Here is a 26,895-nt window from a genome sequence, read left to right on the forward strand (position 1 = left end):
ATTTCCAGCGTATGAGACATGAGGAGACTTGAAATGCCCGCCATGCTCAAGCGTCTGCTGCTGTTGCCGATGATAGCGGCCCTGCTCGCTGCCAATGCGAGCGCGCCCGTCCAATATCGGCTGGACCAGGACACTTCGGTGCTGAGCGCCAAGGTTCCGTTTTTCGGTCTCTCCAGCAAAACCGCGACATTTCCGAAAATGAGCGGCACTGCCACGATTGTCGGAAATGACCCGTCGAGGGCCGAGATAGACGTAACCTTCGATGCGACCGCGCTTACCGCTCCTGATACAACGACGTTAAAGCGCCTCAAAAGCGAGAAGTTCTTCTGGACGGAGAAGCACCCATCGATCCGGTTCAGCGGCCGCTCACTTAACATGAGCAGCGCGACCAAGGGGACTATCACCGGCAGTCTTACCGCGAGGGGCGTCACGCGCGATCAAGAGCTCAATGTCACTTTCGACCGCAACCCGCTAACCGCGCCGGCCAACGCGCCGATCAGCTTTACGGCCACAGCAAAGATTGATCGCCGCAATTACGGCATGAAAAGTTTCCAGCTAATCGTCGGCAACAAGGTCGATATCAAACTGCGCGCGCGCATCGTACCCAGTTGATTGCGGGACTGAAATCGGCCTGCTAGCTTTCTCCTATAAGAGGAGAGCCACTTGCCCCGATTGCGCGAAGTACCCCGTGATGAGCTGGAAGATGACTATCTAAAGCATCTTTACAAGACACTGTTCGGCGAGCGTGACCCCGTGGCAGAGCCCGGCACAGCAACAGGCACGCCGGGAAATTGGTGGACCGTTTTTGCGCAGGTTCCCGATGCCTTTAAACACACCACGGAAGGGTTTGGCTTCTATCGTTCTCCCAAGCGCGTGCTTGATGACACATTGCGCGAGCTAGGCCAGACGCGCGCGGGATATCTGGTCGGTTCGCAATTCGTCTACTCTCAGCATATGAAAGCCGCTCGGTTTTCTGGCCTTACTGAAGAGCAGGTGCAGGCCATCTCACATTGGTCTGTCGCGGATTGCTTCGATCACAAACAGCGCGCCGTCCTCGCCTATACCGATGCGCTGGTTCTCCAATATGGGCGGGTGCCTGATGCTGTATTTGAAGCAATGAAAGAGCATCTCACTGAAGTCGAAATTATCGAGCTTACCTACATCACCTGCACTTACATGATGCATGGCGTGATGAGCCGGGCGCTGCGCCTTGAATATGACGACGTCGATGAGCGCGTGGTCGAAGTGCCCGCTCCCGAAGGCACCAGCGCCGATGTTATGGGCATGGTCGACAAGCGGAAGGGATAGGACGCATAATCATGGGCTATCATCACCTCGCACTGGCCGCCAAGAACATGGCCGAAATCCACGCATTCTATGAAGGCGTAATGGGCTTTGAACTCGTGAAGGTCGAGATTGCTCCCATCATGGAAGGCGGATGGGGCAAGCACTTCTTTTACCGCATGGACGGCGACGACAGCAAATTCATTGCCTTCTGGGAATTGCACGATGTCAAAGGCGCAGACGCGCAAGAATTCGATTTGAACAAAGCCGCCGGAATGCCGCGCGGCACCAATCATTTCAGTTTCGATGTGTCATCCAAGGAAGAGCTCGATGAATGGCGCAAGCGCTGGAATGCGGCCGGGCTCGACGTATTGGAGATTGACCATAACTGGTGCCATTCGGTCTACACCAGCGATCCCAATGGCAACATGATCGAGTTCTGTCTCACCACCGGCAGCTTTACTGAAGAGGACCGTGAACGCGCGCTTGCAGCGCTGGATGAGATGACGATGAACCCTTCGCCACCACCGGCAATGATGAAGCAATGGCTGGCGAAAGACGCGGCTTAGGGTGACAAAGGTGACACCCTGTCACCTTCGAGCAAATGTGATTTCATTATACATATCGGATACTTGGGTCGATTCATGGCTGAGTGACGGACAGGGGGTGAGAGGCCTTTTTGCGCTCGCACTCATTTTTCGCACTGGCAGACCTTAATTTGGCCTGCCCTCACAAGCAGGATCAACGGTAAGAAAGAACGCCGGGCAAAAATGGCAAATCACATGCCGTTAGGAAACCTGTTTCGACCCTATTCGCCTTCATCGGTCAGATCGCGCGCCACTTTGGGATCGCGCAGCAAGGCTTCGATCCGATCGGCCTCGGCAAAGCTTTCATCCTTGCGGAATTTGAGCTTGGGCGCGAACTTAAGGCCCAGCCTTTTGGCAACTTCGCGCTGGAGAAAAGCGGTGTTCTGACGCAGCGCCGTGACGACATCATCTTCGCCCGTGCCCAGCAAGGGTTTCACATAAGCAGTCGCATTGCGAAGATCGGGCGTCATGCGCACTTCGGTAACAGCAATGTTGGACGCGCTCACCACGTCATCGTGCACTTCCTGCCGGGCGAGCAGTTCAGACAGGATGTGACGCACGCGCTCCCCAACTTTGAGAACACGGACCGATTGCTGCTCTGCGGTGAAATCTTGACGTCGAGCCATTGGATTACTTTCTTTCGAATACGGATAACATAATTCTATTGCAGGTAACAAGCTCGAAGCAAAATTCTAAGCGCTCAAGCAGAAAAGAAACGAAATAAAACAAGCATTTGAAGCCCGAAACTTGAAACCTTTTGGGCCCTTCATGCGTATTGTTCTCAGTAGCATTAAAGGAGCAATCCATGAAAACCCTAACAGCAATTGTCGTCGCCGCAGCACTCGCGGCCCCTTCCATCGCCTCGGCTCAACGCCACACAACACCCGGCACGGCAGAGCGCCATGCCGCTGCGCAGGCTCAAACAGATGCAAACGCGGACGCCCAGAAAAGGAGCGAAAATCGCCGCGCAGAGAACGAAGATTCTCGTAACCTGCACATCAATGGTGCCAAAGCGGGCAAGTTGAATCTGGCAACTGAGCGCTCAGGCGACGGCGCGTAAACAGTCGAACCAATAGCAACAAACAAGACGCGGGCCGTGGGGTGACCACGGCCCGCTTTTTTTGCCTATCCCATGCCCGTTTCAGTCGGCGATGGGCGCATGGTTGGGATCGCGGTGGAAGTCGAACGCGCGAGCACATGCCCTTCCTCGCTCAGCAATTCGCCCTCAAGAAAGATGACGCGCCGTCCGCCGCGCACAACGCGGCCCTTGCCTATGATAGTTGCGCCTCGCGGTATCAGGCCCAGCAATTGCATCGATATCTCGAGATTAAGCGGGGCCTGCTCACCATCTGTCGCCGCGACATAAGCATATCCCATCACATCATCGAGGTATCCCGCGACAAGCCCGCCCTGCACGCCCCCGCGCCAGGTCGTCATCTCGTCTTTGACGAAAAAGCGCATGGTGGCCGTCGCCGTCTCCTCGTCGAAGGAGACGAACTCGGAGCCTAGGAGGTTCGAGTGGGGTGAACTGTCCTCACCCGCCTGAATTTGGTCGCGCCAGTTCGTCACTGCTTAGCGCTGCTTCGTCTTAGTCCAAGCCAGCCAACAAATCCAAGCAAGATCGCGATGATTGAGGCTGCCAAGCTGAGCAGGATTGTACGCAACTCTGCCACTTGCTGCCTAAGATTTTCTATCTGCGTAGTCTGTTGAGCTGTCAGATCATCGCTATCATCACGCATCGCAGCCAGCGCTATGATGCGCTCTGCTTTGTCTGATAAAGCTTCGTCTAGTGCTGCTTGCCGTTCCTCGATCATCAGTATTCGCGAGCTGTCTACAGGATCGACTGGATCTCCTTCTGAGTAAAGGTCGGTCTTTATCGTATCAATTTGATCGATAAGAGCCTTAATCTGTGAGCTTTGTTCGCTGTCAATCGACGGGCCTGACGGAGTAGGCTCAATGAATGCTAGTAGTGTTACGCCTAGCGCGAAAATCGCCACAACACCCCCAATTGAGCTGGCAGCCCACGATAGATAGCGCCAAAACGCGTCTACTGGTCCGTCGCGTTCCTCGCTCACCCAACCTCCAGCGTCCGCTCGCGTTCTTCGACTTCGAACACCTCCAGCTGGTCGCCCGGTTGAATGTCGTTCGTGTCCTCAAGCACCACGCCGCATTCGAGGCCTGCACGGACCTCGTCCACATCGTCCTTGAAACGGCGGAGTGAAGCGATTGTTGTCGCCGAAACGATGACATCTTCGCGAGTGAGACGCGCAAAGAGACCTTTGCGGATGACGCCTTCTTCGACCAGCAGACCTGCTGCCTTGTCTTTCTTGCCCGATTTGAAGACCTGTTTGACTTCGGCGCGGCCAACAACGGTTTCGATCCGCTCTGGGCCAAGCTCGCCGGCCATTTCCTTCGCGACTTCTTCGGTGAGGTGATAGATCACATCGTAATACATCATCCGCACGCCATCGCGTTTGACGAGCTCGCGCGCTTTCGCATTGGGGCGCACGTTAAAGCCGATGATCGGCGCTTCGGAAGCTGCTGCCAATGTGACATCGCTCTCGGTAATCGCTCCAACACCTGCATGCAGAACGCGGACCTTGATCTCGTCATTTGAGATATTGTGAAGCGCGGTAACAATAGCCTCGACCGATCCCTGCACGTCTGCTTTCACCAAAACGGGCCATTCGATCACGTTTGAGGCGAGGTTGTTGAACATCGTGTCAAAGCTGGTCGGAGCAAGCGCGGTGCGCTTCTCGGTCGCTTTTTCCTGACGGTATGCGGCGACTTCGCGCGCACGCTGTTCGTTCTCAACCACGGTCAACTGGTCGCCAGCCGATGGCACACCGCCAAGGCCCAGAACCTCAACCGGCATGGATGGGCCAGCCTCTTTGATCTGCTTGCCGCTATCATTGACGATCGCGCGAACACGGCCGCTTTCGGTGCCAACCACAAAGGTATCGCCGCGCTTCAGCGTTCCGCGCGTGATGAGCACAGTCGCAACCGGGCCGCGGCCCTTATCAAGCTGCGCTTCGACCACGGTTGCATCGGCATCGCGATCCGGACGCGCTTTGAGTTCGAGCAATTCGGCCTGAAGCGAGATTTTCTCAAGCAGCTCATCAAGGCCCGTCTTCTTAGTCGCCGAGATTTCAACGTCCTGCACATCGCCCGACAGTTTCTCAACGATCACCTCATGTTCGAGCAGACGGTTGCGGATATTGTCCGGATCTGCCTCTGGCTTATCCATCTTGTTGATCGCAACGATCATCGGGACGCCGGCTGCCTTGGTGTGATTGATGGCTTCAATCGTCTGCGGCATGATGCCGTCATCAGCTGCCACCACCAGCACCACAATATCGGTAACCCCCGCACCGCGAGCACGCATTTCTGTAAAGGCCGCGTGGCCTGGCGTATCGAGGAAAGTGATCGTCTGCTTATCCTTGGTTTTCACCTGATAGCTGCCGATATGCTGAGTAATACCGCCCGCTTCGCCTTTGGTAACATTGGCGTTACGCAAGGCATCAAGCAGCGATGTTTTGCCGTGATCGACGTGGCCCATGATGGTGACAACCGGTGGACGCGGTTTCAGCGTTTCTTCCGGATCGACATCCTCTTCGGTGTCGATATCGACATCAGCTTCTGAGACTTTCTCGATATTGTGGCCAAACTGTTCGACCAGCAGCTCTGCTGTGTCCTGATCGATGGTCTGGTTAACCGTGACCATCATGTCCAGATTGAACAGCTCTTTGACGAGGTCTGCGCCTTTTTCGCCCATCCGCTTGGCGAGTTCGCCAACGGTAATTGCTTCAGGGACCACAACATCGCGGATTTGTTTCTCGCGCGGCGCTGCTGGACCGCCTTGAGCGCGGCGTTCTTTTTCGCGAGCGCGCTTCAGCGCGGCGAGTGAACGAGCGCGGCGGCCCTCATCTTCGTTGAGCGCTTTGGTGACAGTGAGTTTGCCAGAGCGCCGTTTGTCCTTGCCGCCGCCACCGGTATCCTTGGCGGCGCGCTTGTCTTCTTTCTTTTTCTTTTCAGGCTTCTTGGGCTCTGGACGCGCCACAGGTGTAAACTTGCGCGCAACCGTTCCCTTTTCACCTTTCTTGGCAGCCGGTTCGCTTTCGGCATCGTCCAACGCTGTTTCGGCAGCAGCGGATGCCTCAGCCTCTTCGGCTGCTTGTTTCGCAGCTTCTTCTTCAGCCTTTTTGTTCTCTTCGCGCTGGCGAGCCTCTTCCTCAGCGGCTTCCTTGGCACGCTGTTCGTCACGCTTGCGCGCTTCTTCGGCGAGCTTCAGGCGCTCTTCTTCAGCCTCACGCTGAAGACGGGCGACGCGTTCTTGCGGCGTTTCGCTGGGCGGGGCAGGCTTTTTCTTCTTTGGCGCACCAGATGCTCCGCTCGCTGGGGGAGGCGGAGGAGGAGGCGGAGGAGGCGCTGCCTCTGGTGCAGGGGCAGGTGTTTCGCCGGGCTTGGTGAGCTTGCGGCGGCGCTTCACTTCCACGGCCACCTTATTGGTGCGGCCATGGCTAAAGGTCTGCTTGACCTCGCCAGCATCAACCGCGCGTTTAAGGCCCAGTGGTTTACGTGTGCGTTTTTCTTTTTCGTCGCTCATTATGTGCTCAAAAGCCCTTCAAAAATAATCATTTCCGCCCGCCGATTAATCTGCGTGCGCAGCGCGTGATGCGCTGGTGTTCAATCCTTCAAAAGCGGCCTGTTCACCGCTCACAAACCGTGTCAGACGATCAATCGCCTGACCAATCCTGACCACCGCGCGTCTGTCACCAGAACGCCCTGAAATTCCCAGATGGACGGTATTCTCGCGGCCCAATGCCACAGACAGGCTTGCCCGGTCCAGTGGTAAGGTAATGCCGCGAAGACCGGAACCTTCTGCATCAGAGCCAACGCGCCATGCCTGATCAAGCCGCTTGCGCCCATCTTCGCTTGCGTCATTCGCGTGGCACAACAGCGCAATCCGCCCCGTGCGCGCGTGCTCTTCAATCCGGGCAGAACCCAAGACCAAAGTGCCTGCGCGCCATTCCAGGCCCAACCTGTCAGACAAGCTGCGGCGCAAAGCAGCCTCGATCAAACTGGGCAGATCATCCGGAATGGTAAGCGCTGCATCCTTTGGGCCACCTTTGAATGCACGCATCAGCACACGCTTGAAATGGCCATCGGCAATGGCAGCTTCAAGTGCTGCCTTATCAGGCATGATCCAAGCGCCCCTGCCCGGCGCTTTGCCGGCGGGATCTGGCAGAACCAGTCCATCAGGCGAAATGGCCAGCCGGATCAGCTGTTCGCGCGGCAAAGTGTCGCCCGACAGCACGCAGCGGCGTTCACTCGCGGAAGCACGAGTGCCCGAAGGATCAGCGATGGCGGAGTTTACGCGCTCATTGGGTGGAGTCCGCATCGGCGGCCTCCTGTGCTTCGGCCGCAGCAGGTGCCGCGTCCTCTTCATCTTCGAACCAGTGTGCGCGGGCAGCCATGATGATCTCGTTGCCCTGCTCTTCGCTCAAACCGTATTCGCCCAGAACGCCGCCCTTGTCCTGCTCGCGTTGAGGGCGACGCATGGGGGGACCATCGGCGTTGTTGCGACGCTTGGGTGCTTCGCGCTTCTTCGCGATCAATTCATCGGTGGCGAGATCGGCAACATCATCAAGCGTCTTGAGCCCTGCCTTGCCCAAAGTCACCAACATGGCTTCTGTCAGATGGGGCAACTCCGCAATCGCATCTTCTACGCCCAGCTCGCGCCGAGCGACACGATGCGCTTCTTCGGCACGTTCAATCGCTTCGACAGCGCGGCTTTGCAGCTCTTCGGCGAGTTCTTCGTCAAAACCTTCAATGGCTGCGAGTTCGGCGAGTTCGACGTATGCAACCTCTTCGAGCTCGGCAAAACCTTCTGCCACGAGTAGCTGTGAGAGCGTTTCATCAACGTCCAGCTCTTCTTCAAACATCTTGGAGCGCTCAGCGAACTCCTTCGAACGTTTCTCGCTCGCCTCTTCCTCGGTCATGATATCGATCTGTTGACCGGTCAGTTGGCTTGCAAGCCGCACGTTTTGACCGCGGCGGCCAATCGCCAGGCTAAGCTGATCGTCGGGCACGACCACTTCGATACGCCCATCGTCTTCGTCTAGGACAACGCGAGCAACCGTGGCAGGCTGCAATGCGTTCACGATGAACGTTGCGGTGTCTTCAGACCACGGGATGATGTCGATCTTTTCGCCCTGCAATTCCTGCACGACTGCCTGAACGCGGCTGCCTTTCATACCCACACAGGCACCAACCGGATCGATTGAGCTATCGTGGCTGATAACGCCGATCTTGGCGCGGCTGCCCGGATCACGTGCGGCGGCCTTGATCTCGATGATGCCGTCATAAATCTCTGGCACTTCCTGCGCGAACAGTTTGCGCATGAAGTCTGGCGCGGCACGGCTGAGAAAAATCTGCGGACCGCGATTGTTGCGTTCTACCTTCGTGATGAGCGCGCGGACACGCTCACCCACACGGGCGGCTTCGCGAGGGATCTGCTGGTCGCGGCGGATCACACCTTCGGCGCGGCCGAGGTTGACGATCACGTGACCGAATTCAACAGACTTGATGACGCCGGTGATGATTTCACCTGCGCGATCCTTGAATTCCTCGAACTGGCGCTCGCGCTCAGCATCGCGGACCTTCTGGAAGATCACCTGCTTCGCAGACTGCGCATCAATGCGGCCCAGATCGACCGGAGGCAGCGGATCGACGATGAAGTCACCAATCGAAGCGCCGTCTTGCAGCTTTTGCGCCTGCTTCAGATCGACCTGCTTGAAGTAGTCTTCTACCTCTTCGACCACTTCGACAACGCGCCACAGCGTCAGATCGCCCGTTTGCGGATCAAGCTTTGCGCGAATGTCGTTCTCGGCGCCATAACGGTTGCGCGCGGATTTCTGGATCGCTTCTTCCATCGCCTCAATGACGATGCTTTTGTCGATCATCTTTTCCGATGCGACGGAGTTCGCGATTGCAAGCAATTCTGCCTTATTGGCGGAAATGGCACTGGCCATTAGTCGTCTGCCTTTTCTTCTGTGTCTTCTTCAAGTGTATCGGCGCCGCTTGCGTCAAGCGGCTTTGTCGCAGCGATCAGCTTGTCGGTGAGGACGAGCTTTGCGCTGTGGATCAATTCGCGCGGCAAGTCCACCGCGCCGGTTTTTGCATCGTCGATTGATACGACGCCGTTTTCAAAACTCGTGAGCTCACCTTTGAACACGCGCTTGTCGCTTGTGTCGCCAGTCCAGCCCTTTTGCATGACGATCCGCGCATCATGGCCAGTCCATGCGGTGAAGTCCTTGTTGCGCGTCAAAGGACGATCAATGCCCGGAGATGACACTTCGAGGTGATAGGCACCTTCGACGAGAACCTCGCCCGCTTCTTCCCGCGTATCGATCAATTCCGATACACGGCGCGATAGCTCGGCGCATTGCTCGATCACCAATTGTCCTGTCGAGGGATCCTCAGCCATGATCTGGAGCGCCTGACCGCCCTCGCCCGCTTCCGACTGCATCATTTGGACGCGCACCAGCTCAAACCCCAAAGCCTCAGCCTCGGGTTCAACCAGTTCAATAAGCCGCGTCAGATCGGTCACGAATGTCTTTCTATCAAAATCAGGTGACACTGATGATACAAAGGCGATTTGAGCCGGCCCCTTGCGGCGCCAGCGTCCAAACTTTGTATCGACAATGTCGGGATGCCATTCAGTTAGGCTTGTCGAGAGGCTTTGACAAGGGGGCTTTCAAGATCGGCAGCAGAATGCTCGACTATTTTGCACCCATTACCCAGGCACGCACTTCGGATCTCAGCGCTTGCATCTCGCGTTCTTCGAAGGTTTCTGCAAATTGCCTCACCGCAAGGACATCCGATTGGGTAAGCGGAGCCTCAAATTCGAGGCCATTGATGCCGCCATTGGCCCCCTTGCTCTGGCGCACAATTGTGCCGAATTGGTCGATCCCATGCAATTCAAGGATCGCACTTGCACCGCCGCGCAATGGTTCCTCTAGGCCGATCTTGGCCCCTGTCTGCGAGAGATCGAGCAAGATGCAGCGGCGCGTGTCGGTCATGGTCTGAAGTCGCGCTGGCAAAGAAAGCCGCAACCGCGCAGCACCGCGCCGTCCGATGACGATGGGATCGTCAAGAGGTAAAGCTTGGTTTTGGCCAGACATAGCGCTCTGGCGTTAGAGCGCTTTCGTTAGCAGCGCCCTCGATCAGGCTAAGGAGTCATGCGGATGGCTCAGGCCGATTTGGTGACTAATCAGACCCGTTTATTCAGCACCCCAGTCATTGTCCGGATCGCTGGCATCATACCCCCAATCATCTTCTGCCAAGTCGCGCTCTTGCGCTCTTTTGGCCTTCAGCTGGCTGCGTTGTTCATTGCTTTCTGCAATGCTGGTCGCAGCATCATCCGCAGCGGACGATGCTATGCGGGAAACGCCTTGGCTCATGATATAGCCAAAAACGATCATGCAAAGCATGAAGAGCGCAAAGATTGCTCTGACGGCGGTGGTCAGATTGTCCAGAAAATCAGCAATTGCGCGCATGTCCTGCCCCTAACCAACCACATGGACGTTCAATCAGGGATGATGGGTAGCCCTATGAGCGTAAACAACGGGTTAGGAGAGAAGTCCTATGGCGGGCCATTTATCTGTGCACTTCAAGCCGGAATCTCAGGCATCTCACCATAATCACGCCGCTGACCATCGGTGTAGAAGGCTTCCCAGATGATACCGTCGGGATCGCGGGTCCAGCTTTTGAATGAGTGGGCATAGCAGCACTGCGTTTCGCCTTCATGGAAAGCAGGTTCGCCTATCGCTTGAATTCTTTCGCGAATGTCGGCGAGTTCATCATCACTACTCGCCTGCAATCCGACATGAGCAATTCCGACTTTATCGATGGCAGGCTCGATCGAAAAGTTGATCAAGGGATCATCGAGCATCCATTTCCTGTAATCGGGTTCATTCACGGTGGGCTCAACGCCGAAGAATGCCGTGTAATATTCAGTCGACTTGGCAAGGTCGGATACGCGAAGGTTTAGGTGGAAGCGTTTCATGATGACTCCGTTTCTGTAAAGGCATCGACCAGCTGCGGGTCGATGCGATCGGCGGCGCAGCAATTGGTCATGAGGAAGGCAATAAGACGGCTCATTGCAGCGTAATTGGCGGTGTAGATAATTGAGCGAGACTCGCGCCTTTCGTTCACCAATCCAGCATGCTTCAAAGTGGTGAGGTGAAAGCTGAGCGAGCTAGGCGCTACGCCAAGCCGTTTCGCAATCGCACCGGCAGCCATTCCTCCCCGCCCGGCTTCGACCAATGCGCGGAACGTGGCGAGGCGGTTTTCTTGACCTAATGCATTCAGCGCCGTGACCGCTGAGGCTAGATTTTCTTTTTCTGATGTTTTCATTATTCGATATTTATCGAAATATAGAAATAAGTCAAGTCTGGCTCGGCGCAGGCGGCTTACAGCCCACCCTATTTCAGACAGCTCATGGGGTTGGGACTATCGGCAAACGTCGTGAAACGGATTTTGCTCACATTCGCTCGACATTTCTTCGGCGTGCTCTCGCGCCGCTTTGTAATCGGCAACCGCTTCTGCTTGCATGGTGGCCTTGTAAGCAGCGCTCTCCCCAAACAACAGTTGAGGCAGCACATGCATGGCGACCGCTCCTGTAGAGATCAGAGCGATCGTCCACAGTAGATAGGAGCGCATCGCTTTCTTGCCGCTCTTGCTAGCTCGGACAAATCGCGACACATCTTCGTAGAGGTCGCGCGCACCCAAAATGGTCTCAAGCAAAGATAGCGCCATCTCTCTTCCCCATCGAACCCATTCAAATCGCTCGAAAATTCGCACCGAACGGCAGGGAAGTGATTAATCGCTTTCCTCCATCAGCCCATGCTTCTTGATCGCGTGGCGCAGTTGGTCATAGCTCAGGCCCAAGGCTTTGGCAGTCTGGCGCTGATTCCAGCGATGTTTGCCGAGAGCATGCTCAACAATCGCGCGTTCGTGAGTTTCGACTGCGGCTCGCAGATCATCAACCTGCTCAAAATCGATCGCTGGTGATGGTGCCACCTGCTCCCCGGCAGTGCTCGGAGCATGGCTCGACCCATTTTCTGACCGGCGATGCGGAGGCGCCTTGGGCTTCCACGGGCTTTCGAACGGGTCAAACTGGATGTGCGAGATCGGCGTTTCAGGATCGTCCCAACGATAGACCGCGCGTTCAACCACATTGCGCAACTCGCGCACATTGCCGGGCCAAGCATATTCCTCAAGCTGGGTCGAAACGTGCGGCGCGAAACCCGGCCAGGCATGCCAATCAAGCTCCGCGCCCATTCGCCGCCCGAAGTATTCTGCGAGAACAGCAACGTCCCCCTCGCGTACGCGCAACGGTGGAAGAGTGATCACTTCAAAGCTCAGCCGGTCGAGCAAATCGGCGCGGAACTCTCCGCTTTTGGCCAAAGCGGGAAGATCGTCATTGGTCGCCGCCACAATCCTAACATCGACGCGCACGGGCCTCGATGATCCGATCCGCGTTACCTCGCCATATTCAACCGCGCGCAGCAGGCGTTCTTGCGCACCCATCGACAAAGTGCCCAGTTCATCGAGAAAAAGAGTGCCTTGATCGGCTTCTTCAAACCTTCCCGCCCGCGCTTTGGTAGCACCCGTGAACGCGCCCGCCTCGTGGCCGAACAATTCGGCTTCGATAAGGGTTTCGGGAAGCGCTGCGCAGTTCATTGTGACCAGCGGCTCTCCCCAACGCGTGGAAAGACGGTGCAGACGTTCGGCAATCAATTCCTTGCCCGTGCCGCGTTCGCCGATGACAAGCACGGGGCGGCTCATCGGGGCAGCACGACTGGCGCGCTCCACCGCATCAAGGAAGGCCCCTGATTGGCCGATAAATTGGTTTTCGCGCTCCATTTCCCGCCCTGTATCGCTATTTGCACCAACCTATAGTGAAAATTCCCAATGCTTGGCAATAGAAACCAATATGATACATTGAGTAAAACGTAAAATTGGCGGATTTCTGAGGTTTCTGCAGTTTGGCACGCGCATTGCAGAGTTATGGACGAAGCCCAATCGGGCGCACTATTTTGGACGAGAAGGGATTGACCCAATGCAAACGCAGAGCACACCAAAAGCCGGCAAGACGACCAAAGGTTTCTGGTCAACCAAGCTTGGCCACGCCTCAATCGCGAGCATTGCCGCGATGAGCGCGATGGTGATCCTGTCTTCGCAGGTTCAAGCTGATCCGATGTCGGGTGCTGCTGGAAGCGCGGGCCTGTTTCAGCTTCAAGCTGATACGCCGGCACTCATTGAGGCAGCATAAGCGACACACGTGATGACCAAGCCATCCAATCCTTCCAACCCCCTCGGGCCGGAGCGCGATGCAGCCAGTGACCCCGCACAGGCTGCACAAAGCGACACCGCTCCGGCCCAACCCGCCTCGGACAGGCAATTGACACCAACAAAGCGTCTTTCGCGGCTTGATGAAGAGATTGAAGCCTTGCGCACCAGCCCCACTCCGACGCAAGCTCGCAGTCAATATTCGCGCGAGTCTCAACGCGAGGAGCCACGAGCAGAGCGCACTAACCCGTTTCTAGATGGAGTAGCCTTTATGGGCATTTTCAGCCGCACACGCGATATTATCGCCGCCAATTTCAACGACATGCTGGATAAAGCAGATGATCCCTCCAAGATGATCCGCATGATCATCCTCGAGATGGAGGAAACGCTCGTTGAAGTTCGCGCTAGTGCGGCGCGCACGATTGCAGATCAGAAAGAGATGCACCGACATGTGGTGAAGCTCGACAAGCTGGAGGCAGACTGGGCCGACAAAGCGCAGCTTGCTCTGTCAAAGGATCGTGAAGATCTTGCCCGCGCCGCTTTGGTTGAGAAGAAAAAAGCAAGCGGCATGGGTGACCAGCTGCGCGCGGAAATCGCCGTGCTGGATGATGCCCTTCGCGCTTATGAGGAAGACATTCAAAAGCTGCAGCATCGCCTGCGCGAAGCACGCAGCCGCCAGACCCAAATCGCAGCGCGCCTGGAAAGCGCGGAAAACCGCGTCAAACTGCGCACGCTGATGAGCACGGAACGCACCGATGATGCGCTCGCCAAATTCGACCAGCTCGAACGCCGCGTCGATTACGCCGAGGGACGCGCTGATGCCATTTCGATTGGCAATGAAGGCCAGCCTTCACTGTCTGATGAGATCGCGGCGCTCGAAGGAGCAGACGCAATCGATGATGAACTTGCCGCGATGAAAAAAGCGCTTGGCAAAGACGATACAAAGAAAGGGGAGTAAATCATGCCATTTGAAGTCGTCCTTTTAATCTTCATGATCGTGATTGGGCTGCCCTGGATGGTCATGCACTATGTGACCAAGTGGAAGACCGGCGCGTCGATCACCACCGATGACGAAGTGCTGCTGGAAGAGCTCTACAACCTCGCCAAACGCCTTGATGAGCGGATGGACACTGTTGAGCGACTGGTGGCAGCCGATGATCCATCATTCACTCCTGTAAAACGGCTTCAGGCCGATCAGGAAGCCGACAACCAGCAGCTTCGTGAGCTCGAACAGCTTATGGCCGAAAAGAAAGGAACCAAAGCGTGAATACCCCCCGCACCACACTTTATCGCGATCAGCACAACGCCAAAATCCTTGGCGTGTGTGCCGGGATTGCCGAATACACCGGCGTGAAGCGGTTTTGGGTCCGCGCGGCAGCGGTATTCCTGACATTCGCCACGCAAGGTTTCGCTCTACTGGCTTATGTCATCGCTGGTTTCGTGCTGAAGAAAAAACCCCCGCACCTCTACAAAGATGTTGCCGAGCAGAAATATTGGCAGGGTATTCGCCAAAGCCCGAAGCGCACCGCTCGCGAAATTCGCGCCCGCTTCCGCGATATCGACCGCCGCCTGGTCGATGTGGAAACGCACTATGTCAGCAACAACACCCGCCTAACCGCCGAGATTGAGCGGCTGCGGTAATCTCTCAGAACTCAAGGGGCTAAGACCATGGAACCAGGACAGTTAGCGCTGTTGATCCCGATCATAGGCGTCATGATCCCGATCGTCGCCATCTGGGCAAAACATCAGCAGAAAATGGCCGAAATCAAAGTTGATGCCACTGCAGATGCCACGGCCGAAAAAGCCGCGCAATATGCAACGCAGATCGCCAAGCTTGAAGACCGCGTTCAGGTGCTGGAACGCATCGTCACAGACCGCGGATACGACGTAGCAACTCAGATCGAAGCGCTGCGCGATACAGTCGAAGTAGAACAACGGGATGCTGGTGTCCCGCTCAATATCGGTTCGAAGGAGCAAGCATAATGGACGGCGACATGAAGATCTTCGTTCTGCTGATTATCGCGATTTCGACAGTCGGCTGGCTCATCAACAATTGGATACGCGCCCGTCACGGCTACGCTCTCGAAGATGAGTGGGGCGGCCATACGGAAATGAACTATGACGGTGAAAACAAGCGCCTGAAAGCGGAAAACCGTGAGCTGAATGACAAGCTTGATGCGATGCAGGATCGCATGGTTGTGCTCGAAAAGATCGTCACGGATCGCGGCTATACTCTGTCCGAAGAGATCGAAGCCCTGCGCGATGTGCCAGCCAAGTCTACCGATAGCGGTGTACCGCTCAATATCGACAAGAAGGAACCGCAAGGATGAGGTTTCGCTCGCTTGTAAACCTCAAGGACGAAGGAAACGCGTGATGTTTGGTGCCGACACACAACTAGTATTCGACGCGATCCAGATGGCGGTGATTGCCGCAGGTCTGGCCGGCGGAGCGGTATACCTCGGTATGCGTCGGCGCAAATCCAGCCAGAACCGCGAAGCGATTGATCAAGCGTCGAAGTCCACCTTGGAAGAGCGCGTGCGGGTTCTCGAGCGCATCGCGACCGATCGTTCAGCAGACCTCGCCGATGAAATCGAAGCTTTGCGCGATGACACTAAACAAGGGAGCGTTACCTGATGGGTTGGGAAGTAGTCGTTGTTGTTGCCATCATCATCTGGGGCGGTGTCCAGGTTGCCAAAGCGCGCGCCGGGATCATCACCGATGAGGACGGCAATGAAACCCTTGCTCGGCCCGATCCATCGAGCAATCTCGACGCGATCGAGGATGCAAGGCGCGAGATTGAGGCGCTGCGCGAGCGCGTCAAAGTGCTTGAACGCATTGCGACTGACAACAACACGCTGAGCGCACGCGAACAGGCACGGATTGCCAGCGAAATCGAAGCTTTGCGGGATAAGGACCCCGGCGCCGTTCCAACGAGGGACAATGCCTGATGTACTGGCTGTTCCTGCCTCTTTTGATCTTTGTCGCGCTGTATTTTCGCGAGCGTGGGCGGAGCAATCGCCTGATGGATCGGGTTGCGATCCTTGAAAACGCTCTCGACCATGGCGCTACCGATGGCGATGTCGATGCCATCACTGCAAAGGAGCTCGAACAATTGCGCGAGCGTGTGCAAGTCCTTGAACGCATCGCAACATCTGAAAACAGCGCGGAGGCCCGCAAGGCTCAGCGCATAGCTGCCGAAATTGAGAGCCTGCGCGGCGATATCGCGCGGCGCTCCCACCCTTCTGAAGGCTCATCGAGAGAGGAGTTGAGCGAATGATGGACCCGGTTACCACAATTGCCGCTGCCAGCCTGATCGGGCTTGCGCTCCTGTCGGTTTGCCTGCTGCGCGCATGGCAGGGGTGGCTTGATCTGAAGCGCGAACAAATGAACAAGACGCCGCATTCGTCGGGCCGCGAGATTGAAGGCAATGCTGGCGTTGGTGCGGCACGGATTGAGCTCGCCGATCTCAAAGAGCGGATCAAAAAGCTCGAAGCCATCGCGAGTGGGGTGGAGCTTTAAGCATTGCCTCTCTGGCTGGGTAGGCAAACGCATCACCTCCCCCTACATAGCCGCGCATGCGAACCCTTTCTGATATCCTTGAAGAATACGAATTTCTCGAAGGCGATGAACGCTATTCGATGCTGATCGAGCTTGGACGCGAGCTTGAAGACATGCCAGATGCGCTGAAAACCGATGCGACACTGGTGCGCGGGTGTTCGGCGGCGGTTTGGGTCTATCCGACCGAGCAAACCGAGAAATTGCACTTCCTTGCCGATAGCAATGCCGCGATCACAAAAGGGATTGTCGCCCTGGTCATCGCCGCTGTTCAGGACAAGCCTGCTCGCGAGGTCGCGAATATGGACGTCACAGCGGCGCTGGAGCCGTTTGATCTCAAAAACCAATTGTCCAGCAACCGCACGCAAGGTGTGCCCAATATGATTGCGCTGGTGAAGGAGCATGCGGCGCGATTGGCCACGGCATAGGCGATGCGGCGGCTCTATCTCGCCGCAGGGGTGTTCTTCACTGTTCTTGGCGCAATCGGAGCCATACTCCCCATCATCCCTACGGTTCCCTTCCTTCTGCTCGCAGCTTTCTGTTTTGCGCGCAGCAATCCTGAATGGGAGCGCAAGATTGTGGAGCATCCCACATGGGGGCCACAGATCAGGGATTGGCGAGAACGGCGTGCTATCTCGCGCAGGGCGAAAATCGCCTCAATCGCGACGATTGCTGCGGGTGTGGGTTTCACATGGCTGACGCTGGGGTTCCCCTGGGTATGGATATCGATTGGGGTGCTCGTGATCATCGGCGGTTGGATAGCAACGCGGAATGAGTGATCAGAGAGCATCCTTTCCGGAGGTTGCTCTGCGCGCTCCCCGCGCTGACGAGCTGCCCACGGCGAGCGCCCTGTGCCTGCGATCAAAGGCGCATTGGGGCTATGATAAGGCATTTATGGATGCCTGCTGCGACGAGCTCACTCTTGCGAGAGAAGATCTCTTGGTTAGCGAGTTGATGCTGGCCGTCACGGCGCGAGCAATTGTGGGCGTTGCTCAACTATCCCAAAATGAAAATGTGGTCGAACTGGAAAAGCTGTTCATCGAACCTGACTGGATCGGGCGCGGGATTGGCAAATTGCTATTCAACTGGAGCGTGGAGAAGGCACGATATTTGGGTGCGCATACGATAAGCGTGACGGCTGACCCATATGCGGTGCCATTTTACGAAAAGATGGGATTTGAACGATTTGGGCAAGAGGCTTCCGGCTCAGTCGCAGGACCGATACTGCCAATTTACCAACTGCAATTGTAGCCTACGCCCCGACGCTATCCCGCACTACGGCGACACCCGCCTCGCGCTGTTCTTTCAGCTCTTTCTTCAAGACTTGCGGATCGCGCGCAAAAACGAAGCCGAAGCTGACCCCGCCTTCCTTGCCAACGGTGGCATGGTGCAGCTTGTGCGCCTGCACCAGACGCTTGGCATAGCCTTTCTTGGGCACCCACTTCCAATAGCGCTGATGCACAAGTCCATCATGGATCAGCGTGTAGATGACACCGTAAAGCGAGATGCCAACGGCAAACCACCACAACCAATCCCAGTAAAGCGAGCCATAGATATACATTGCCGCGTTGATGGTGCCGAATACAACCGCGAACAGATCATTCTTCTCAAACACGTTGTCATGCGGTTCGTGATGGTCGCGGTGCCAGCCCCAGCCCCATCCGTGCATGATGTATTTGTGTGCCCACCACGCAAACAGCTCCATCCCGATAAGAGAGGACATGACGGTGAGGAAGATTTCGAGCCAGCTCATGCTGCCGCTTCCTTACTCTGATCCGCTGTCGTTTCCAAGACGGCGCCTATGCCTGCACGCTTTGCCGAAGGGAGCGCCCACCAAGGGACATCGGGTTTGCGGTGGTGTTCTAGGTGATATCCGAAATGAAAGCAGGTGAAGAGGCTCGCGAGCGTGCCGAAATCGTTGCTGCGCGCATTGTGCCGATCCGCGAAAGGCTTTCCCTCGGCCTGATGATGCGGGCGATAGGTGCCGAAATAAAACAGTTGAAGCGAGGAAAGTAGCGCCGGTGCGCCGTACAGGACGAAGATCTTTAGGAACGAGATATCAAATACAAACAGATAGATGCCAACGACTGTGTGCACGAACAGCAAGGACTGCCAGCCGAAGTAGCGTTTGAAGAACGTCCAATACCATTTGAGGAAATGCCCCGGATTGTGCTCATCAAAATCGGGATCGCCAGCGCGGCCTGACATCTTGTGATGGGTGAAATGCGCATCGCGCAGGGTTCGCCAGTTGAACCCCGCATAAAGCATCAAGAGCACCGCCCCGATGGCCGAATTGAGCCACGGTTTTCCCGGCGCAAGGCTGCCGTGCATTGCATCATGGCAGACGATAAACACACCGACCGAAAGCCAAATCTGCACCAAGGCCATCGCGAGCGCGATGGGAAGGCTCGCCCATGTAAGCTCAAACACGAACATGCCGTAGAAATGGATGCCCAGCCACCCGCCCGCGATCATCGCAGCGAGCGTCAGCCCAATGGCGCTTTGCATCGTGCGGGAGGGAAGTGTGTGAACGCGCTGCATATTATGCGAGATACGCATAGGGTGCTTTGTTGGTTGCGTACAGTGCGAGGATGTAACCACCCTCGCCATTGGGTTCAGTCGCCTTCTGGAAAGAAGAATTCACGCAGGTGTTCGCCGATCCTCGCAGGACGCAGCGTTTCAGCGTCAATGCAGCACCAGCTTGAGCGAACTTCAGCCAAGACGTCTTCACCGCGCCGGATCACCGTGTGATAAAAAGCGCGCGCACCGTTATAACGTTCGAGCACGGTCTGAGCGATCACATCATCTTCAAGAAAAGCAGGCTTTCGGTAGGTGATCTCGTGCTTGAGTGCGACCCAGGCCTTGCTGGCGACATCATCCGCAGGCGCCAGCTTATTCCAGTGAGAAAGCACAGCATCCTGCACCCAGTTGAGATACCGCGCATTGTTCACATGGCCCATGAAATCGATGTCATCGGGCTGGATCTCAATAGGGTAGGTGTGCGGAGTTGCTGACATATGTGTCAGCTAGGCGGAATTTCTTAAGATTCCAAGACACCAAGTGATGATACGGCGTCAAAAGCAATCGCTTTGTCGTCTCAGCTTATCCCGCTTCCGAATTGCGGCAGTCTTTTTGTGACTTGGTCCGCTGAGCGGAGAATTCCTTCACACCGCTCTTGTCACGTGGGTTAGCGCAATCTAGCTCATTTGCATGGCCAACAAACCACGCACTCTTTACGAAAAAATCTGGGATGCGCACGTCGTTGAGACGCGCGATGATGGGACCTCACTTATCTATATCGACCGCCATCTGGTGCACGAGGTTACGAGCCCGCAAGCCTTTGATGCCTTGCGGATTAGCGGACGCAAAGTGAGGCGGCCCGAACTTACTCTGGCAGTGCCTGATCATAACCTGCCGACCACCGCGCGGCGCGATGCAAAAGGCGCACGCGTACCGATTGCAGATCCGCAAAGCGCAGCCCAGTTGGAAGCGCTTGAACGCAACGCGCCCGATTTCGGTATCCGGTACATCGGAGATGCCGACGATGAACAAGGCATCGTGCATGTGGTCGGCCCTGAACAAGGCTTTTCTCTGCCCGGCACCACCATCGTTTGCGGAGATTCGCACACGGCCAGCCATGGGGGCCTTGGCGCGCTCGCTTTTGGTATCGGCACAAGCGAGGTTGAACATGTCCTTGCAACGCAAACGCTGCTTCTCCAGCAATCGAAATCCATGGAAGTTCGAGTGGAGGGAGACCTACCCCCCGGCGTCACTGCCAAGGATTTGATCCTGCACATCATCGGCGTCATTGGCGCAGCTGGCGGGACAGGCCACGTGATCGAATACCGCGGCCAGGTGTTCGAGGATATGAGTGTCGAGCAGCGCTTGACCGTTTGCAATATGAGCATTGAGGCAGGCGCGCGTGCTGGTCTCATTGCGCCTGATGAAACAGTCTTCCGCTATCTCAAAGGCCGGCCCATGGCACCCAAGGGCGCGGACTGGGATGACGCGGTCGCTTATTGGAAGACGCTGCACAGCGATGTCGGCGCTGTCTTCGCCAAATCAGTAGTCATCAATGCCGCCGATATTGCGCCAACGGTAAGCTGGGGCACCAGCCCAGAAGACGTCGTCCCGATCAGCGGATCAGTCCCCGCGCCTGAAAGCTTTCCAGATGAAAGCAAGCAGGCAGCGGCGAAAAAAAGCCTTGATTACATGGGCCTAACGCCCGGAACGCCGGTCGCGGAAATCCCGATTGAGAATATCTTTATCGGCAGTTGCACCAACAGCCGTATCGAAGACTTACGCGCCGCTTCCAAAGTGCTCGAAGGTCGATCAAAGGCAGACAATGTGCGCTGGGCTATCGTGGTTCCGGGATCTGGCCTTGTAAAACGCCAGGCCGAAGAAGAAGGCCTCGACAAGATCTTTACCGATGCAGGCTTTGAATGGCGCGAGCCGGGTTGTTCGGCGTGCCTTGGCATGAATCCTGACAAAGTCCCCGCTGGTGAGCGCTGCGCCTCCACGTCCAATCGCAATTTCGTTGGCCGTCAGGGCCCGGGAGCGCGCACGCACCTAGTCTCGCCCGCCATGGCAGCGGCAGCGGCTGTCAAAGGCCGCCTTACCGACGTTCGCGAGCTTTGATGTATGACCGGCGGATGTCACTGCGGTGCTGTCCGGGTGACGATCCCTGCAAAGCCTGACTACATCAACCTGTGCGATTGCTCTCTTTGCGCAAAATCAGGTGGTGCTTGGGGCTATTTTGACGCAGGCGACGTGAAGGTCGAAGGCGAAACGAGTGCCTACCGTCGATCAGACATGGCCCAGCCAGCGGTTGAACTCCACTTTTGCCCGCAATGCGGAACGACCACTCACTGGGTGGGTATCCCGTATACTGCTGCTGGACGTTCGGGCGTGAACGTTCGCATTTTTGAGCCTGAAGACTTTGAAGGCATCGAAGCGAGGTTCCTTGATGGCCGCAATTGGACTGGCAGTTCAGCACCCGCCCGCAAGCGCCGCGTTGGAATTGTCGGCGAAGATGTATTCCTCTGATCGCTGCGGTCTTGTATTAAACGCAATCGCACCGCATGAGGTCTTACCATGACTGACAAACCCGACGACGAATCCTCCAAGAAATCAAAATCCGCGCGCAATGCAGCAATCGGCGCAGCGGCAACGATTGGTTCTGCTGCGATTGCTGCGGCGCTCCTTTACGTTGGGCGGCGATCCAAAAAGACGACCGCCGAAGAGCCTCCGAAATCGGTGCCGTCGGGCGAAAAGCCTGAAACCGACTGAGTTCGCATCAACACTCCGGAACAGCCCATGAAACCGCTTTCAACCGTGTCAGGAAAAGCCATCCCTTTTGGCGCGAAGAACATCGACACTGATATCATCATCGCCGCGGAATGGCTGAAAACGATAACGCGTGAAGGCCTTGGCAAAGGCGCGTTTCAAAGCATTCGCGCGAGTGACCCTGACAATGTGTTTGATGATCCCGCCTATGCTGGCTCGCCCATTCTGATTGCTGGCGACAATTTCGGATGCGGGTCAAGCCGCGAACATGCCGCCTGGGCGATAGGCGATATGGGCATTCGCGTCGTGATCGCACCCAGCTATTCCGACATCTTTTCGGGCAATGCTGTCAAGAACGGCATCCTGCCTGTGGTCTTGCCCCAATCGGCAATTGATCGTTTGATGGAGGTTGCACGCGAGGGCGATCCGATCCACGTCGATCTGGAAGCGCAGACCGTCACAACCGAATTTCAGGATCGATTTGCATTCGAAATCGATTCGTTCCGCAAGCACTGCCTTTTGAACGGTCTCGATGAAGTCGCGCTTACAATGGAGCGCGATCAGGCAATCGGTGCATATGAAACGCGCCGCACGACCGATCAAAGTTGGATCATGCGCGGCACCGCCGCGTAACCGAACAAACCACAGGGAGAACATTCGCTATGAAAGCCATTCGCACGCACGCCGTCGGCGGTCCGGAAACGCTAACTCTGGATGAAGTGGATGCGCCCTCCCCCGGCAAAGGCGAAGTTGTGGTGGCCGTAAAGGCATGCGCGATCAATTATCCGGACACTTTGATGATCCGCGATCTGTATCAATTCAAACCTGAGCGCCCCTATTCGCCGGGCGGCGAACTCGCTGGCGTGATCGAAGCGATTGGCGAAGGTGTTGAAGGCTATTCAGTCGGTGACCGGGTGATGGCGGGCATCGGCAATGGTGGCCTTGCCGAAAAGGTCGCAGTGCCAGCGGCGCGCATGTTCCCCATTCCCGATGGCGTTCCCTTTGAAAAAGCCGCCAGCCTGTTGATGACATACGGCACGACGATCCACGGCTTGAAGGATCGCGGCCACATCAAGGAAGGCGATGTCGTGCTCATCCTTGGCGCGGCAGGCGGCGTCGGGCTTTCAGCGGTTGAACTCGCAAAGGCATTTGGCGCGCGCGTGATTGCCGCCGTTTCCTCCGAAGCCAAGGGCGAAGTAGCGCGCAAGGCTGGTGCGGATGAAGTGGTGATCTACCCGCGCGAAGAAATGGATAAGGCAGCTTCCAAGGAACTCGCCAATGCCTTCAAAGCCGCCTGCGGCCCCACCGGCGCCAATATCGTCTACGATATTGTCGGCGGTCAGTACTCAGAACCGGCATTGCGCTCAATCGCTTGGGAAGGACGCTTCCTGGTGGTGGGTTTCCCGGCAGGGATTGCAAAAATGCCTCTCAACCTCACGCTGCTCAAATCATGTGATATCTGCGGCGTTTTCTGGGGAGCATTCACCGCTCGCGAGCCAGCGAAATTTGTTGCACAGGTGAAGGAATTGTTTGCGCTCATGCAAGAAGGCAAGATTGATCCTCTCGTGTCAGAAACATTCCCGTTGGAACGCGCAGGCGAAGCAATCGCCAAGCTCGAAAACCGTGAAGCGGTTGGCAAACTTGTTGTCACGATGGAGTGATTTTCGTGTGCCCCTGGCGCTTGCCGCCGTGCCACTCGCACCCTATTTCAGACTTGTATTCCATCGGAGGGACTTATGACCGATTTCAAAGATCGCGAACGCGCTGAAGAAGCCAAATTCGCACTCGACGAAGAAACTGCATTCAAGATCGCTGCGCGCCGAAACCGTTTGCTCGGCGAATGGGCAGCTGGCGAAATGAATCTCACACAGGAAGAAACCGACGCTTACAAAAAGGCTGTCGTGCAAGCTGACTTCGAAGAGGCAGGCGATGAAGATGTCATACGGAAGCTTCTGGGCGACCTAACAGCCGCGGAATGTGATGTTTCCGAAGCCGACATTCGCGCAAAGCTGGAAGAGTGCTCGATCGAAGCGCGGCGCCAATTGATGAGCGAAAACTAACCTACCGGAAGGATCGCGCGACAATGCCGATGAAAGGCGAAGACATTATCTCTGCCATCGAAGCGGAGCTACCCGGCGCTGTGGTCGAATTGACCGACCTTGCTGGTGATAACGACCATTGGGCCGCAATTGTCACCGCGCCGCAATTCGCAGGCAAGACCCGCGTCGCGCAGCACAAGATGGTCTATGCCGCTTTCGGCGAGAAAATGGGCGGCGAACTGCACGCCTTGCAAGTGACCACGCGCGTTCCCACGTAATTGATCATAAACACCGCTACCCAAACTTAGATAAAGGCCACCCACCTCATGGCTGACACTGACACCGACACTCGCATTTCAGGCCTCGTGAAGGACAACGATGTTGTCTTGTTCATGAAAGGCACCCCGCTCTTCCCTCAATGCGGATTTTCCAGCCGCGCAGTCGCAATCCTCGATCATTGCGGCGTCGCTTATGAAAGCGTCGATGTGCTGCAGGACATGGAGATTCGTCAGGGGATCAAGACGTATTCTGATTGGCCCACGATCCCGCAGCTTTACGTCAAAGGCGAATTTGTCGGCGGATCGGACATCATGATGGAGATGTTCGAGGCAGGCGAGTTGCAGCAGATGATGGACGAAAACGGCGTCGCAAAAGCCGAAGGGTAAAATGCCCAAGCGCTCTTAGAACGCACCTCAAATAAAAGAAGCCGCCTTACGAGACCAATCGTAAGGCGGCTCTTTTAATAACGGGGAGGCTAAACCTAGAGACCAAAAAAGGTTCTGCCTCTGCTCGAAGACCACTCAGAGCTGCCCAATACCATGCAGCAGGCGTGCCAAAAGTGCTTTGCTCCGCATTTTCAGTGATTAAGATGGTAAAGGCCAATTAACCATACGCCCCATTGTAAAGTTAGCCGACATGCTAACTGCACTTTTGCCAATTGCCGGGCTATCCACTTGGCAATCAAGCCGACACCCGCCATTCAGTGCTCATGAGCGAAACACAGCAAGAAGCCATTCCGGCCGCGACAATCATCATCTTTCGAGACGCGCCGGATGGAGGCGATCCTGAGATTCTGATGACAGTCCGTTCGCGGACAATGACTTTTGCTGGCGGAATGGCGGTGTTTCCCGGCGGCAGAGTTGATCCTGAAGATTTTGCCTTTGGCGAAACTGTTGTCGCGAAGGGCGAACATGACATTTCGGCAGACGAGGCCGCTCACCAGATCGCTGCCGTGCGCGAAACATTGGAAGAAACAGGGCTTGCTCTGGGGCTGTCAGGAGATGTGACCGGAGACAAAGCGGCAAAAGCGCGTGCCATGCTGGAGGACAAGGGCGTGCTCGCCCCCGTTCTGGAGGCTTTTGAATGGGAGCTGGACCTTTCTCAGATCGTCCCGTTTGCGCGGTGGTATCCCAAGAATGAGAAATTGACCCGCACCTACGATACGCGCTTCTATCTCGCCAATCTGGGCACTGGCGCGGTGGATGTTTCGATCGATCAGACTGAGAACACAAAACTGTTCTGGGTCAGCGCCAGGGGTGCTCTCGACATGGCGGAAGAAGGTAAGATCAAACTGATCTTTCCCACACGCCGGAACCTCGAACGCCTCGCCCTTTTTGCAAGTTTCGCCGAAGCGCGCGCACAGGCTGAAGCGATCCCGGTCAAGACGATCATACCCAAAGTCGACAAAAGCAGCGGCCAGCCGATGCTGACCATCCTTGAAGATGCCGGATATCCCGTGACATCCGAATTGCTGGAGACAGTCGCGAGGGGATGATGGGATGGCGCGCCCTGCAGGACTCGAACCTGCTGCCTCAAGATTAGAAGTCTCGCGCTCTATCCAGATGAGCTAAGGGCGCGCGCCGCGGTCCCAATAGCGTGCTTTCACAGGGTTTCAAATGCCGCTAAGGGCCGCGTCTATGGACAAGCTTGATCCCGCAGCAGAATTCGACACCGATCCCAATGACGGGATCGCCGCGACATCCCATGCTCCGGTAACTTTCAAGTATTATGAGTTCGTGATGGCGGCCTTTGTCGCGATCCTTCTGCTTTCGAACATCATCGGCGCTGCCAAGCTGACTTTTGTCGAAGTTCCATGGTGGCCAGAGGGCATGTGGCCAGCAGGTGATGGCGTCTTCATTTACGGCGCGGGCATCCTGTTTTTCCCGCTCGGCTATGTGATCGGCGACGTCCTTACAGAGATTTATGGCTTTGCCCGCGCGCGGCGCGTCATCTGGACGGGCTTTGCCGCGATGATCTTCATGGCTTTGATGAGCTATGTTGTTGTGTCGCTGCCCGCCTTCGATGGATGGTCGTGCGCTGCGAGCGGCTTTGAAGGAAATGGTCCATTGGTCGCGCGCGCAGGCGACGATGTGCCATTGGGGCAGATTTGCCAAGAAACATACAATTCGGTCTTTGGAAGCACGTGGCGCATCGTTGTCGCCTCGATTGTGGCATTCTGGGCAGGCGAATTCGTCAATTCCTACGTCATGGCCAAGATGAAAGTCTGGACCAAAGGCAAAGCGCTCTGGACACGCACGATTGGCTCCACAGTCTTCGGTCAGGGCGTCGATAGCCTGATCTTCTATCCGGTTGCCTTCTGGGGCATCTGGAGCACCGAGGCGGTGATCACCGTGATGATAACCAACTGGGCCTTGAAAGTTCTGTGGGAAGCGTTCTTGACCCCGGCCACCTATGTGGTGGTGGGCAAGCTGAAAAAGGCTGAGGGTGTCGATCTGTTCGACATGGATACCGATTTCTCGCCCTTCTCAAGCAAAGCCTGAGGCTAG

At 56.3% G+C, this 26,895-nt stretch carries 43 protein-coding genes and 1 tRNA gene; 27 read left to right on the forward strand and 17 right to left on the reverse strand.

Features of this window, described 5'->3' with window-relative positions:
• Positions 1-33: 33 nt before the first annotated feature.
• From AUC45_RS05665 to AUC45_RS05675, 3 genes are read left to right on the forward strand one after another with little or no spacing between them, the layout of a single operon-like run.
• Positions 34-612 carry a YceI family protein gene (locus AUC45_RS05665; protein WP_067599641.1) on the forward strand — a complete coding sequence of 193 codons (579 nt, stop codon included), beginning with the start codon at positions 34-36 and terminating at the stop codon, positions 610-612.
• A gap of 51 nt (positions 613-663) precedes the next feature.
• On the forward strand, positions 664-1,308 hold the full coding sequence (locus AUC45_RS05670) for a carboxymuconolactone decarboxylase family protein (RefSeq protein WP_067599644.1): 645 nt from the start codon (positions 664-666) through the stop codon (positions 1,306-1,308).
• Between the two features lie 11 nt (positions 1,309-1,319).
• Positions 1,320-1,853 (forward strand): VOC family protein, encoded by a 534-nt coding sequence (locus AUC45_RS05675; RefSeq protein ID WP_067599646.1) that lies wholly within the window; start codon positions 1,320-1,322, stop codon positions 1,851-1,853.
• Positions 1,854-2,092: 239 nt separating this feature from the next.
• Here AUC45_RS05675 and rbfA read toward each other — a convergent pair whose 3' ends face one another.
• On the reverse strand, positions 2,093-2,497 hold the full coding sequence (rbfA, locus tag AUC45_RS05680; protein WP_067599648.1) for a 30S ribosome-binding factor RbfA: 405 nt from the start codon (positions 2,495-2,497) through the stop codon (positions 2,093-2,095).
• A gap of 179 nt (positions 2,498-2,676) precedes the next feature.
• Between rbfA and AUC45_RS05685 the strand changes: the two genes are divergently transcribed.
• A complete protein-coding gene (locus AUC45_RS05685; RefSeq protein ID WP_067599651.1) occupies positions 2,677-2,931 on the forward strand; it encodes a hypothetical protein in 255 nt (84 codons plus the stop codon).
• 65 nt (positions 2,932-2,996) lie between these two features.
• Here AUC45_RS05685 and AUC45_RS05690 read toward each other — a convergent pair whose 3' ends face one another.
• The 12 genes from AUC45_RS05690 to pspF form a co-directional block, all read right to left on the reverse strand.
• Complete coding sequence (locus AUC45_RS05690) at positions 2,997-3,440, reverse strand: PaaI family thioesterase (protein WP_067599658.1); 444 nt, start codon at positions 3,438-3,440, stop codon at positions 2,997-2,999.
• Positions 3,437-3,946 carry a hypothetical protein gene (locus AUC45_RS05695; protein WP_067599659.1) on the reverse strand — a complete coding sequence of 170 codons (510 nt, stop codon included), beginning with the start codon at positions 3,944-3,946 and terminating at the stop codon, positions 3,437-3,439. Before AUC45_RS05695 ends, AUC45_RS05690 begins: the two co-directional genes overlap by 4 nt.
• The gene (gene infB / locus AUC45_RS05700) at positions 3,943-6,477 is read right to left on the reverse strand and encodes a translation initiation factor IF-2 (protein ID WP_067599660.1); all 2,535 of its coding nucleotides are present in this window, start codon (positions 6,475-6,477) and stop codon (positions 3,943-3,945) included. Before infB ends, AUC45_RS05695 begins: the two co-directional genes overlap by 4 nt.
• A gap of 45 nt (positions 6,478-6,522) precedes the next feature.
• Positions 6,523-7,272 (reverse strand): DUF448 domain-containing protein, encoded by a 750-nt coding sequence (locus AUC45_RS05705; protein ID WP_067599663.1) that lies wholly within the window; start codon positions 7,270-7,272, stop codon positions 6,523-6,525.
• Positions 7,253-8,905, reverse strand: coding sequence for a transcription termination factor NusA (gene nusA / locus AUC45_RS05710; protein ID WP_067599666.1), 1,653 nt, complete (start codon positions 8,903-8,905; stop codon positions 7,253-7,255). The genes AUC45_RS05705 and nusA overlap by 20 nt, the downstream gene beginning before the upstream one ends.
• A complete protein-coding gene (gene rimP / locus AUC45_RS05715) occupies positions 8,905-9,483 on the reverse strand; it encodes a ribosome maturation protein RimP (RefSeq protein ID WP_067603567.1) in 579 nt (192 codons plus the stop codon). Before rimP ends, nusA begins: the two co-directional genes overlap by 1 nt.
• Positions 9,484-9,655: 172 nt before the next feature.
• Positions 9,656-10,057 carry a PilZ domain-containing protein gene (locus tag AUC45_RS05720; protein WP_067599668.1) on the reverse strand — a complete coding sequence of 134 codons (402 nt, stop codon included), beginning with the start codon at positions 10,055-10,057 and terminating at the stop codon, positions 9,656-9,658.
• 99 nt (positions 10,058-10,156) lie between these two features.
• Positions 10,157-10,432 carry a hypothetical protein gene (locus AUC45_RS05725; RefSeq protein ID WP_067599671.1) on the reverse strand — a complete coding sequence of 92 codons (276 nt, stop codon included), beginning with the start codon at positions 10,430-10,432 and terminating at the stop codon, positions 10,157-10,159.
• Positions 10,433-10,545: 113 nt separating this feature from the next.
• Entirely contained in the window at positions 10,546-10,941 is a 396-nt protein-coding gene (locus AUC45_RS05730; protein ID WP_067599673.1) for a VOC family protein, read from the reverse strand.
• Complete coding sequence (locus tag AUC45_RS05735) at positions 10,938-11,291, reverse strand: helix-turn-helix transcriptional regulator (protein ID WP_067599676.1); 354 nt, start codon at positions 11,289-11,291, stop codon at positions 10,938-10,940. Before AUC45_RS05735 ends, AUC45_RS05730 begins: the two co-directional genes overlap by 4 nt.
• A 96-nt stretch (positions 11,292-11,387) precedes the next feature.
• Positions 11,388-11,693 (reverse strand): hypothetical protein, encoded by a 306-nt coding sequence (locus AUC45_RS05740; RefSeq protein WP_067599679.1) that lies wholly within the window; start codon positions 11,691-11,693, stop codon positions 11,388-11,390.
• A gap of 63 nt (positions 11,694-11,756) precedes the next feature.
• Entirely contained in the window at positions 11,757-12,803 is a 1,047-nt protein-coding gene (gene pspF / locus AUC45_RS05745) for a phage shock protein operon transcriptional activator (RefSeq protein WP_067599682.1), read from the reverse strand.
• A 196-nt stretch (positions 12,804-12,999) separates the two neighbouring features.
• On the opposite strand from pspF, the gene AUC45_RS05750 reads away from it, so the two are divergent.
• Genes AUC45_RS05750 through AUC45_RS05810 form a run of 13 tightly spaced genes read left to right on the forward strand, consistent with a single transcriptional unit; the run spans position 13,000 to position 18,035 of the window.
• Positions 13,000-13,212: a hypothetical protein gene (locus AUC45_RS05750; RefSeq protein WP_067599685.1), complete on the forward strand. Its 213-nt coding sequence runs from the start codon at positions 13,000-13,002 to the stop codon at positions 13,210-13,212.
• Positions 13,213-13,224: 12 nt separating this feature from the next.
• A complete protein-coding gene (pspA, locus tag AUC45_RS05755) occupies positions 13,225-14,187 on the forward strand; it encodes a phage shock protein PspA (protein WP_233998544.1) in 963 nt (320 codons plus the stop codon).
• 3 nt (positions 14,188-14,190) lie between these two features.
• Complete coding sequence (pspB, locus tag AUC45_RS05760) at positions 14,191-14,496, forward strand: envelope stress response membrane protein PspB (RefSeq protein WP_067599688.1); 306 nt, start codon at positions 14,191-14,193, stop codon at positions 14,494-14,496.
• On the forward strand, positions 14,493-14,870 hold the full coding sequence (gene pspC, locus AUC45_RS05765) for an envelope stress response membrane protein PspC (protein WP_067599691.1): 378 nt from the start codon (positions 14,493-14,495) through the stop codon (positions 14,868-14,870). The genes pspB and pspC overlap by 4 nt, the downstream gene beginning before the upstream one ends.
• A gap of 27 nt (positions 14,871-14,897) precedes the next feature.
• Positions 14,898-15,212, forward strand: coding sequence for a hypothetical protein (locus AUC45_RS05770; protein ID WP_067599694.1), 315 nt, complete (start codon positions 14,898-14,900; stop codon positions 15,210-15,212).
• Entirely contained in the window at positions 15,212-15,559 is a 348-nt protein-coding gene (locus AUC45_RS05775) for a hypothetical protein (protein WP_067599696.1), read from the forward strand. The genes AUC45_RS05770 and AUC45_RS05775 overlap by 1 nt, the downstream gene beginning before the upstream one ends.
• Before the next feature lie 43 nt (positions 15,560-15,602).
• Positions 15,603-15,863: a hypothetical protein gene (locus AUC45_RS05780; protein ID WP_067599698.1), complete on the forward strand. Its 261-nt coding sequence runs from the start codon at positions 15,603-15,605 to the stop codon at positions 15,861-15,863.
• Positions 15,863-16,177 (forward strand): hypothetical protein, encoded by a 315-nt coding sequence (locus AUC45_RS05785; RefSeq protein ID WP_067599700.1) that lies wholly within the window; start codon positions 15,863-15,865, stop codon positions 16,175-16,177. Before AUC45_RS05780 ends, AUC45_RS05785 begins: the two co-directional genes overlap by 1 nt.
• Positions 16,177-16,506, forward strand: coding sequence for a hypothetical protein (locus tag AUC45_RS05790; protein WP_067599702.1), 330 nt, complete (start codon positions 16,177-16,179; stop codon positions 16,504-16,506). Before AUC45_RS05785 ends, AUC45_RS05790 begins: the two co-directional genes overlap by 1 nt.
• Positions 16,503-16,748, forward strand: a complete 246-nt coding sequence (locus tag AUC45_RS05795; RefSeq protein ID WP_067599706.1) for a hypothetical protein — start codon at positions 16,503-16,505, stop codon at positions 16,746-16,748. Before AUC45_RS05790 ends, AUC45_RS05795 begins: the two co-directional genes overlap by 4 nt.
• Before the next feature lie 56 nt (positions 16,749-16,804).
• Complete coding sequence (locus AUC45_RS05800; RefSeq protein ID WP_067599711.1) at positions 16,805-17,212, forward strand: SufE family protein; 408 nt, start codon at positions 16,805-16,807, stop codon at positions 17,210-17,212.
• 3 nt (positions 17,213-17,215) lie between these two features.
• Positions 17,216-17,563: a YbaN family protein gene (locus AUC45_RS05805; RefSeq protein WP_067599715.1), complete on the forward strand. Its 348-nt coding sequence runs from the start codon at positions 17,216-17,218 to the stop codon at positions 17,561-17,563.
• Positions 17,556-18,035, forward strand: a complete 480-nt coding sequence (locus AUC45_RS05810) for a GNAT family N-acetyltransferase (protein WP_067599718.1) — start codon at positions 17,556-17,558, stop codon at positions 18,033-18,035. The genes AUC45_RS05805 and AUC45_RS05810 overlap by 8 nt, the downstream gene beginning before the upstream one ends.
• Before the next feature lies 1 nt (position 18,036).
• On the opposite strand, the gene AUC45_RS05815 is transcribed toward AUC45_RS05810, so the two are convergent.
• The 3 genes from AUC45_RS05815 to AUC45_RS05825 are packed head-to-tail and all read right to left on the reverse strand — an operon-like array spanning position 18,037 to position 19,801.
• Complete coding sequence (locus tag AUC45_RS05815; RefSeq protein ID WP_067599721.1) at positions 18,037-18,537, reverse strand: sterol desaturase family protein; 501 nt, start codon at positions 18,535-18,537, stop codon at positions 18,037-18,039.
• A complete protein-coding gene (locus AUC45_RS05820; RefSeq protein WP_233998545.1) occupies positions 18,534-19,343 on the reverse strand; it encodes a fatty acid desaturase in 810 nt (269 codons plus the stop codon). The genes AUC45_RS05815 and AUC45_RS05820 overlap by 4 nt, the downstream gene beginning before the upstream one ends.
• 56 nt (positions 19,344-19,399) lie before the next feature.
• Positions 19,400-19,801 carry a thioesterase family protein gene (locus AUC45_RS05825; RefSeq protein WP_067599727.1) on the reverse strand — a complete coding sequence of 134 codons (402 nt, stop codon included), beginning with the start codon at positions 19,799-19,801 and terminating at the stop codon, positions 19,400-19,402.
• Positions 19,802-19,994: 193 nt separating this feature from the next.
• On the opposite strand from AUC45_RS05825, the gene leuC reads away from it, so the two are divergent.
• The 9 genes from leuC to AUC45_RS05870 all read left to right on the forward strand — a co-directional run bounded on the left by leuC (position 19,995) and on the right by AUC45_RS05870 (position 25,883).
• Positions 19,995-21,422, forward strand: coding sequence for a 3-isopropylmalate dehydratase large subunit (leuC, locus tag AUC45_RS05830; protein ID WP_067599729.1), 1,428 nt, complete (start codon positions 19,995-19,997; stop codon positions 21,420-21,422).
• 36 nt (positions 21,423-21,458) lie between these two features.
• The gene (locus AUC45_RS05835) at positions 21,459-21,830 is read left to right on the forward strand and encodes a GFA family protein (protein WP_233998546.1); all 372 of its coding nucleotides are present in this window, start codon (positions 21,459-21,461) and stop codon (positions 21,828-21,830) included.
• A gap of 48 nt (positions 21,831-21,878) precedes the next feature.
• Complete coding sequence (locus AUC45_RS05840; RefSeq protein ID WP_067599731.1) at positions 21,879-22,073, forward strand: isopropylmalate isomerase; 195 nt, start codon at positions 21,879-21,881, stop codon at positions 22,071-22,073.
• 27 nt (positions 22,074-22,100) lie between these two features.
• Complete coding sequence (gene leuD / locus AUC45_RS05845) at positions 22,101-22,703, forward strand: 3-isopropylmalate dehydratase small subunit (RefSeq protein WP_067599732.1); 603 nt, start codon at positions 22,101-22,103, stop codon at positions 22,701-22,703.
• A gap of 29 nt (positions 22,704-22,732) precedes the next feature.
• Complete coding sequence (locus AUC45_RS05850) at positions 22,733-23,731, forward strand: NADPH:quinone oxidoreductase family protein (RefSeq protein WP_067599735.1); 999 nt, start codon at positions 22,733-22,735, stop codon at positions 23,729-23,731.
• 75 nt (positions 23,732-23,806) lie between these two features.
• Positions 23,807-24,130 (forward strand): DUF1476 domain-containing protein, encoded by a 324-nt coding sequence (locus AUC45_RS05855; protein WP_067599738.1) that lies wholly within the window; start codon positions 23,807-23,809, stop codon positions 24,128-24,130.
• Between the two features lie 23 nt (positions 24,131-24,153).
• The gene (locus AUC45_RS05860) at positions 24,154-24,387 is read left to right on the forward strand and encodes a BolA/IbaG family iron-sulfur metabolism protein (RefSeq protein WP_067599741.1); all 234 of its coding nucleotides are present in this window, start codon (positions 24,154-24,156) and stop codon (positions 24,385-24,387) included.
• Between the two features lie 48 nt (positions 24,388-24,435).
• The gene (gene grxD, locus AUC45_RS05865; protein WP_067599744.1) at positions 24,436-24,774 is read left to right on the forward strand and encodes a Grx4 family monothiol glutaredoxin; all 339 of its coding nucleotides are present in this window, start codon (positions 24,436-24,438) and stop codon (positions 24,772-24,774) included.
• Positions 24,775-25,097: 323 nt separating this feature from the next.
• Positions 25,098-25,883 (forward strand): NUDIX domain-containing protein, encoded by a 786-nt coding sequence (locus AUC45_RS05870; protein ID WP_067603571.1) that lies wholly within the window; start codon positions 25,098-25,100, stop codon positions 25,881-25,883.
• 5 nt (positions 25,884-25,888) lie between these two features.
• Here AUC45_RS05870 and AUC45_RS05875 read toward each other — a convergent pair.
• A tRNA-Arg gene (locus tag AUC45_RS05875) sits at positions 25,889-25,965 on the reverse strand.
• Positions 25,966-26,025: 60 nt separating this feature from the next.
• On the opposite strand from AUC45_RS05875, the gene AUC45_RS05880 reads away from it, so the two are divergent.
• Entirely contained in the window at positions 26,026-26,889 is an 864-nt protein-coding gene (locus tag AUC45_RS05880) for a queuosine precursor transporter (RefSeq protein WP_067599747.1), read from the forward strand.
• Positions 26,890-26,895 lie beyond the last annotated feature (6 nt).

This window comes from Erythrobacter sp. YT30 (genome assembly GCF_001542875.1).
In the GTDB taxonomy this organism is placed as follows: Bacteria; Pseudomonadota; Alphaproteobacteria; order Sphingomonadales; family Sphingomonadaceae; genus Erythrobacter.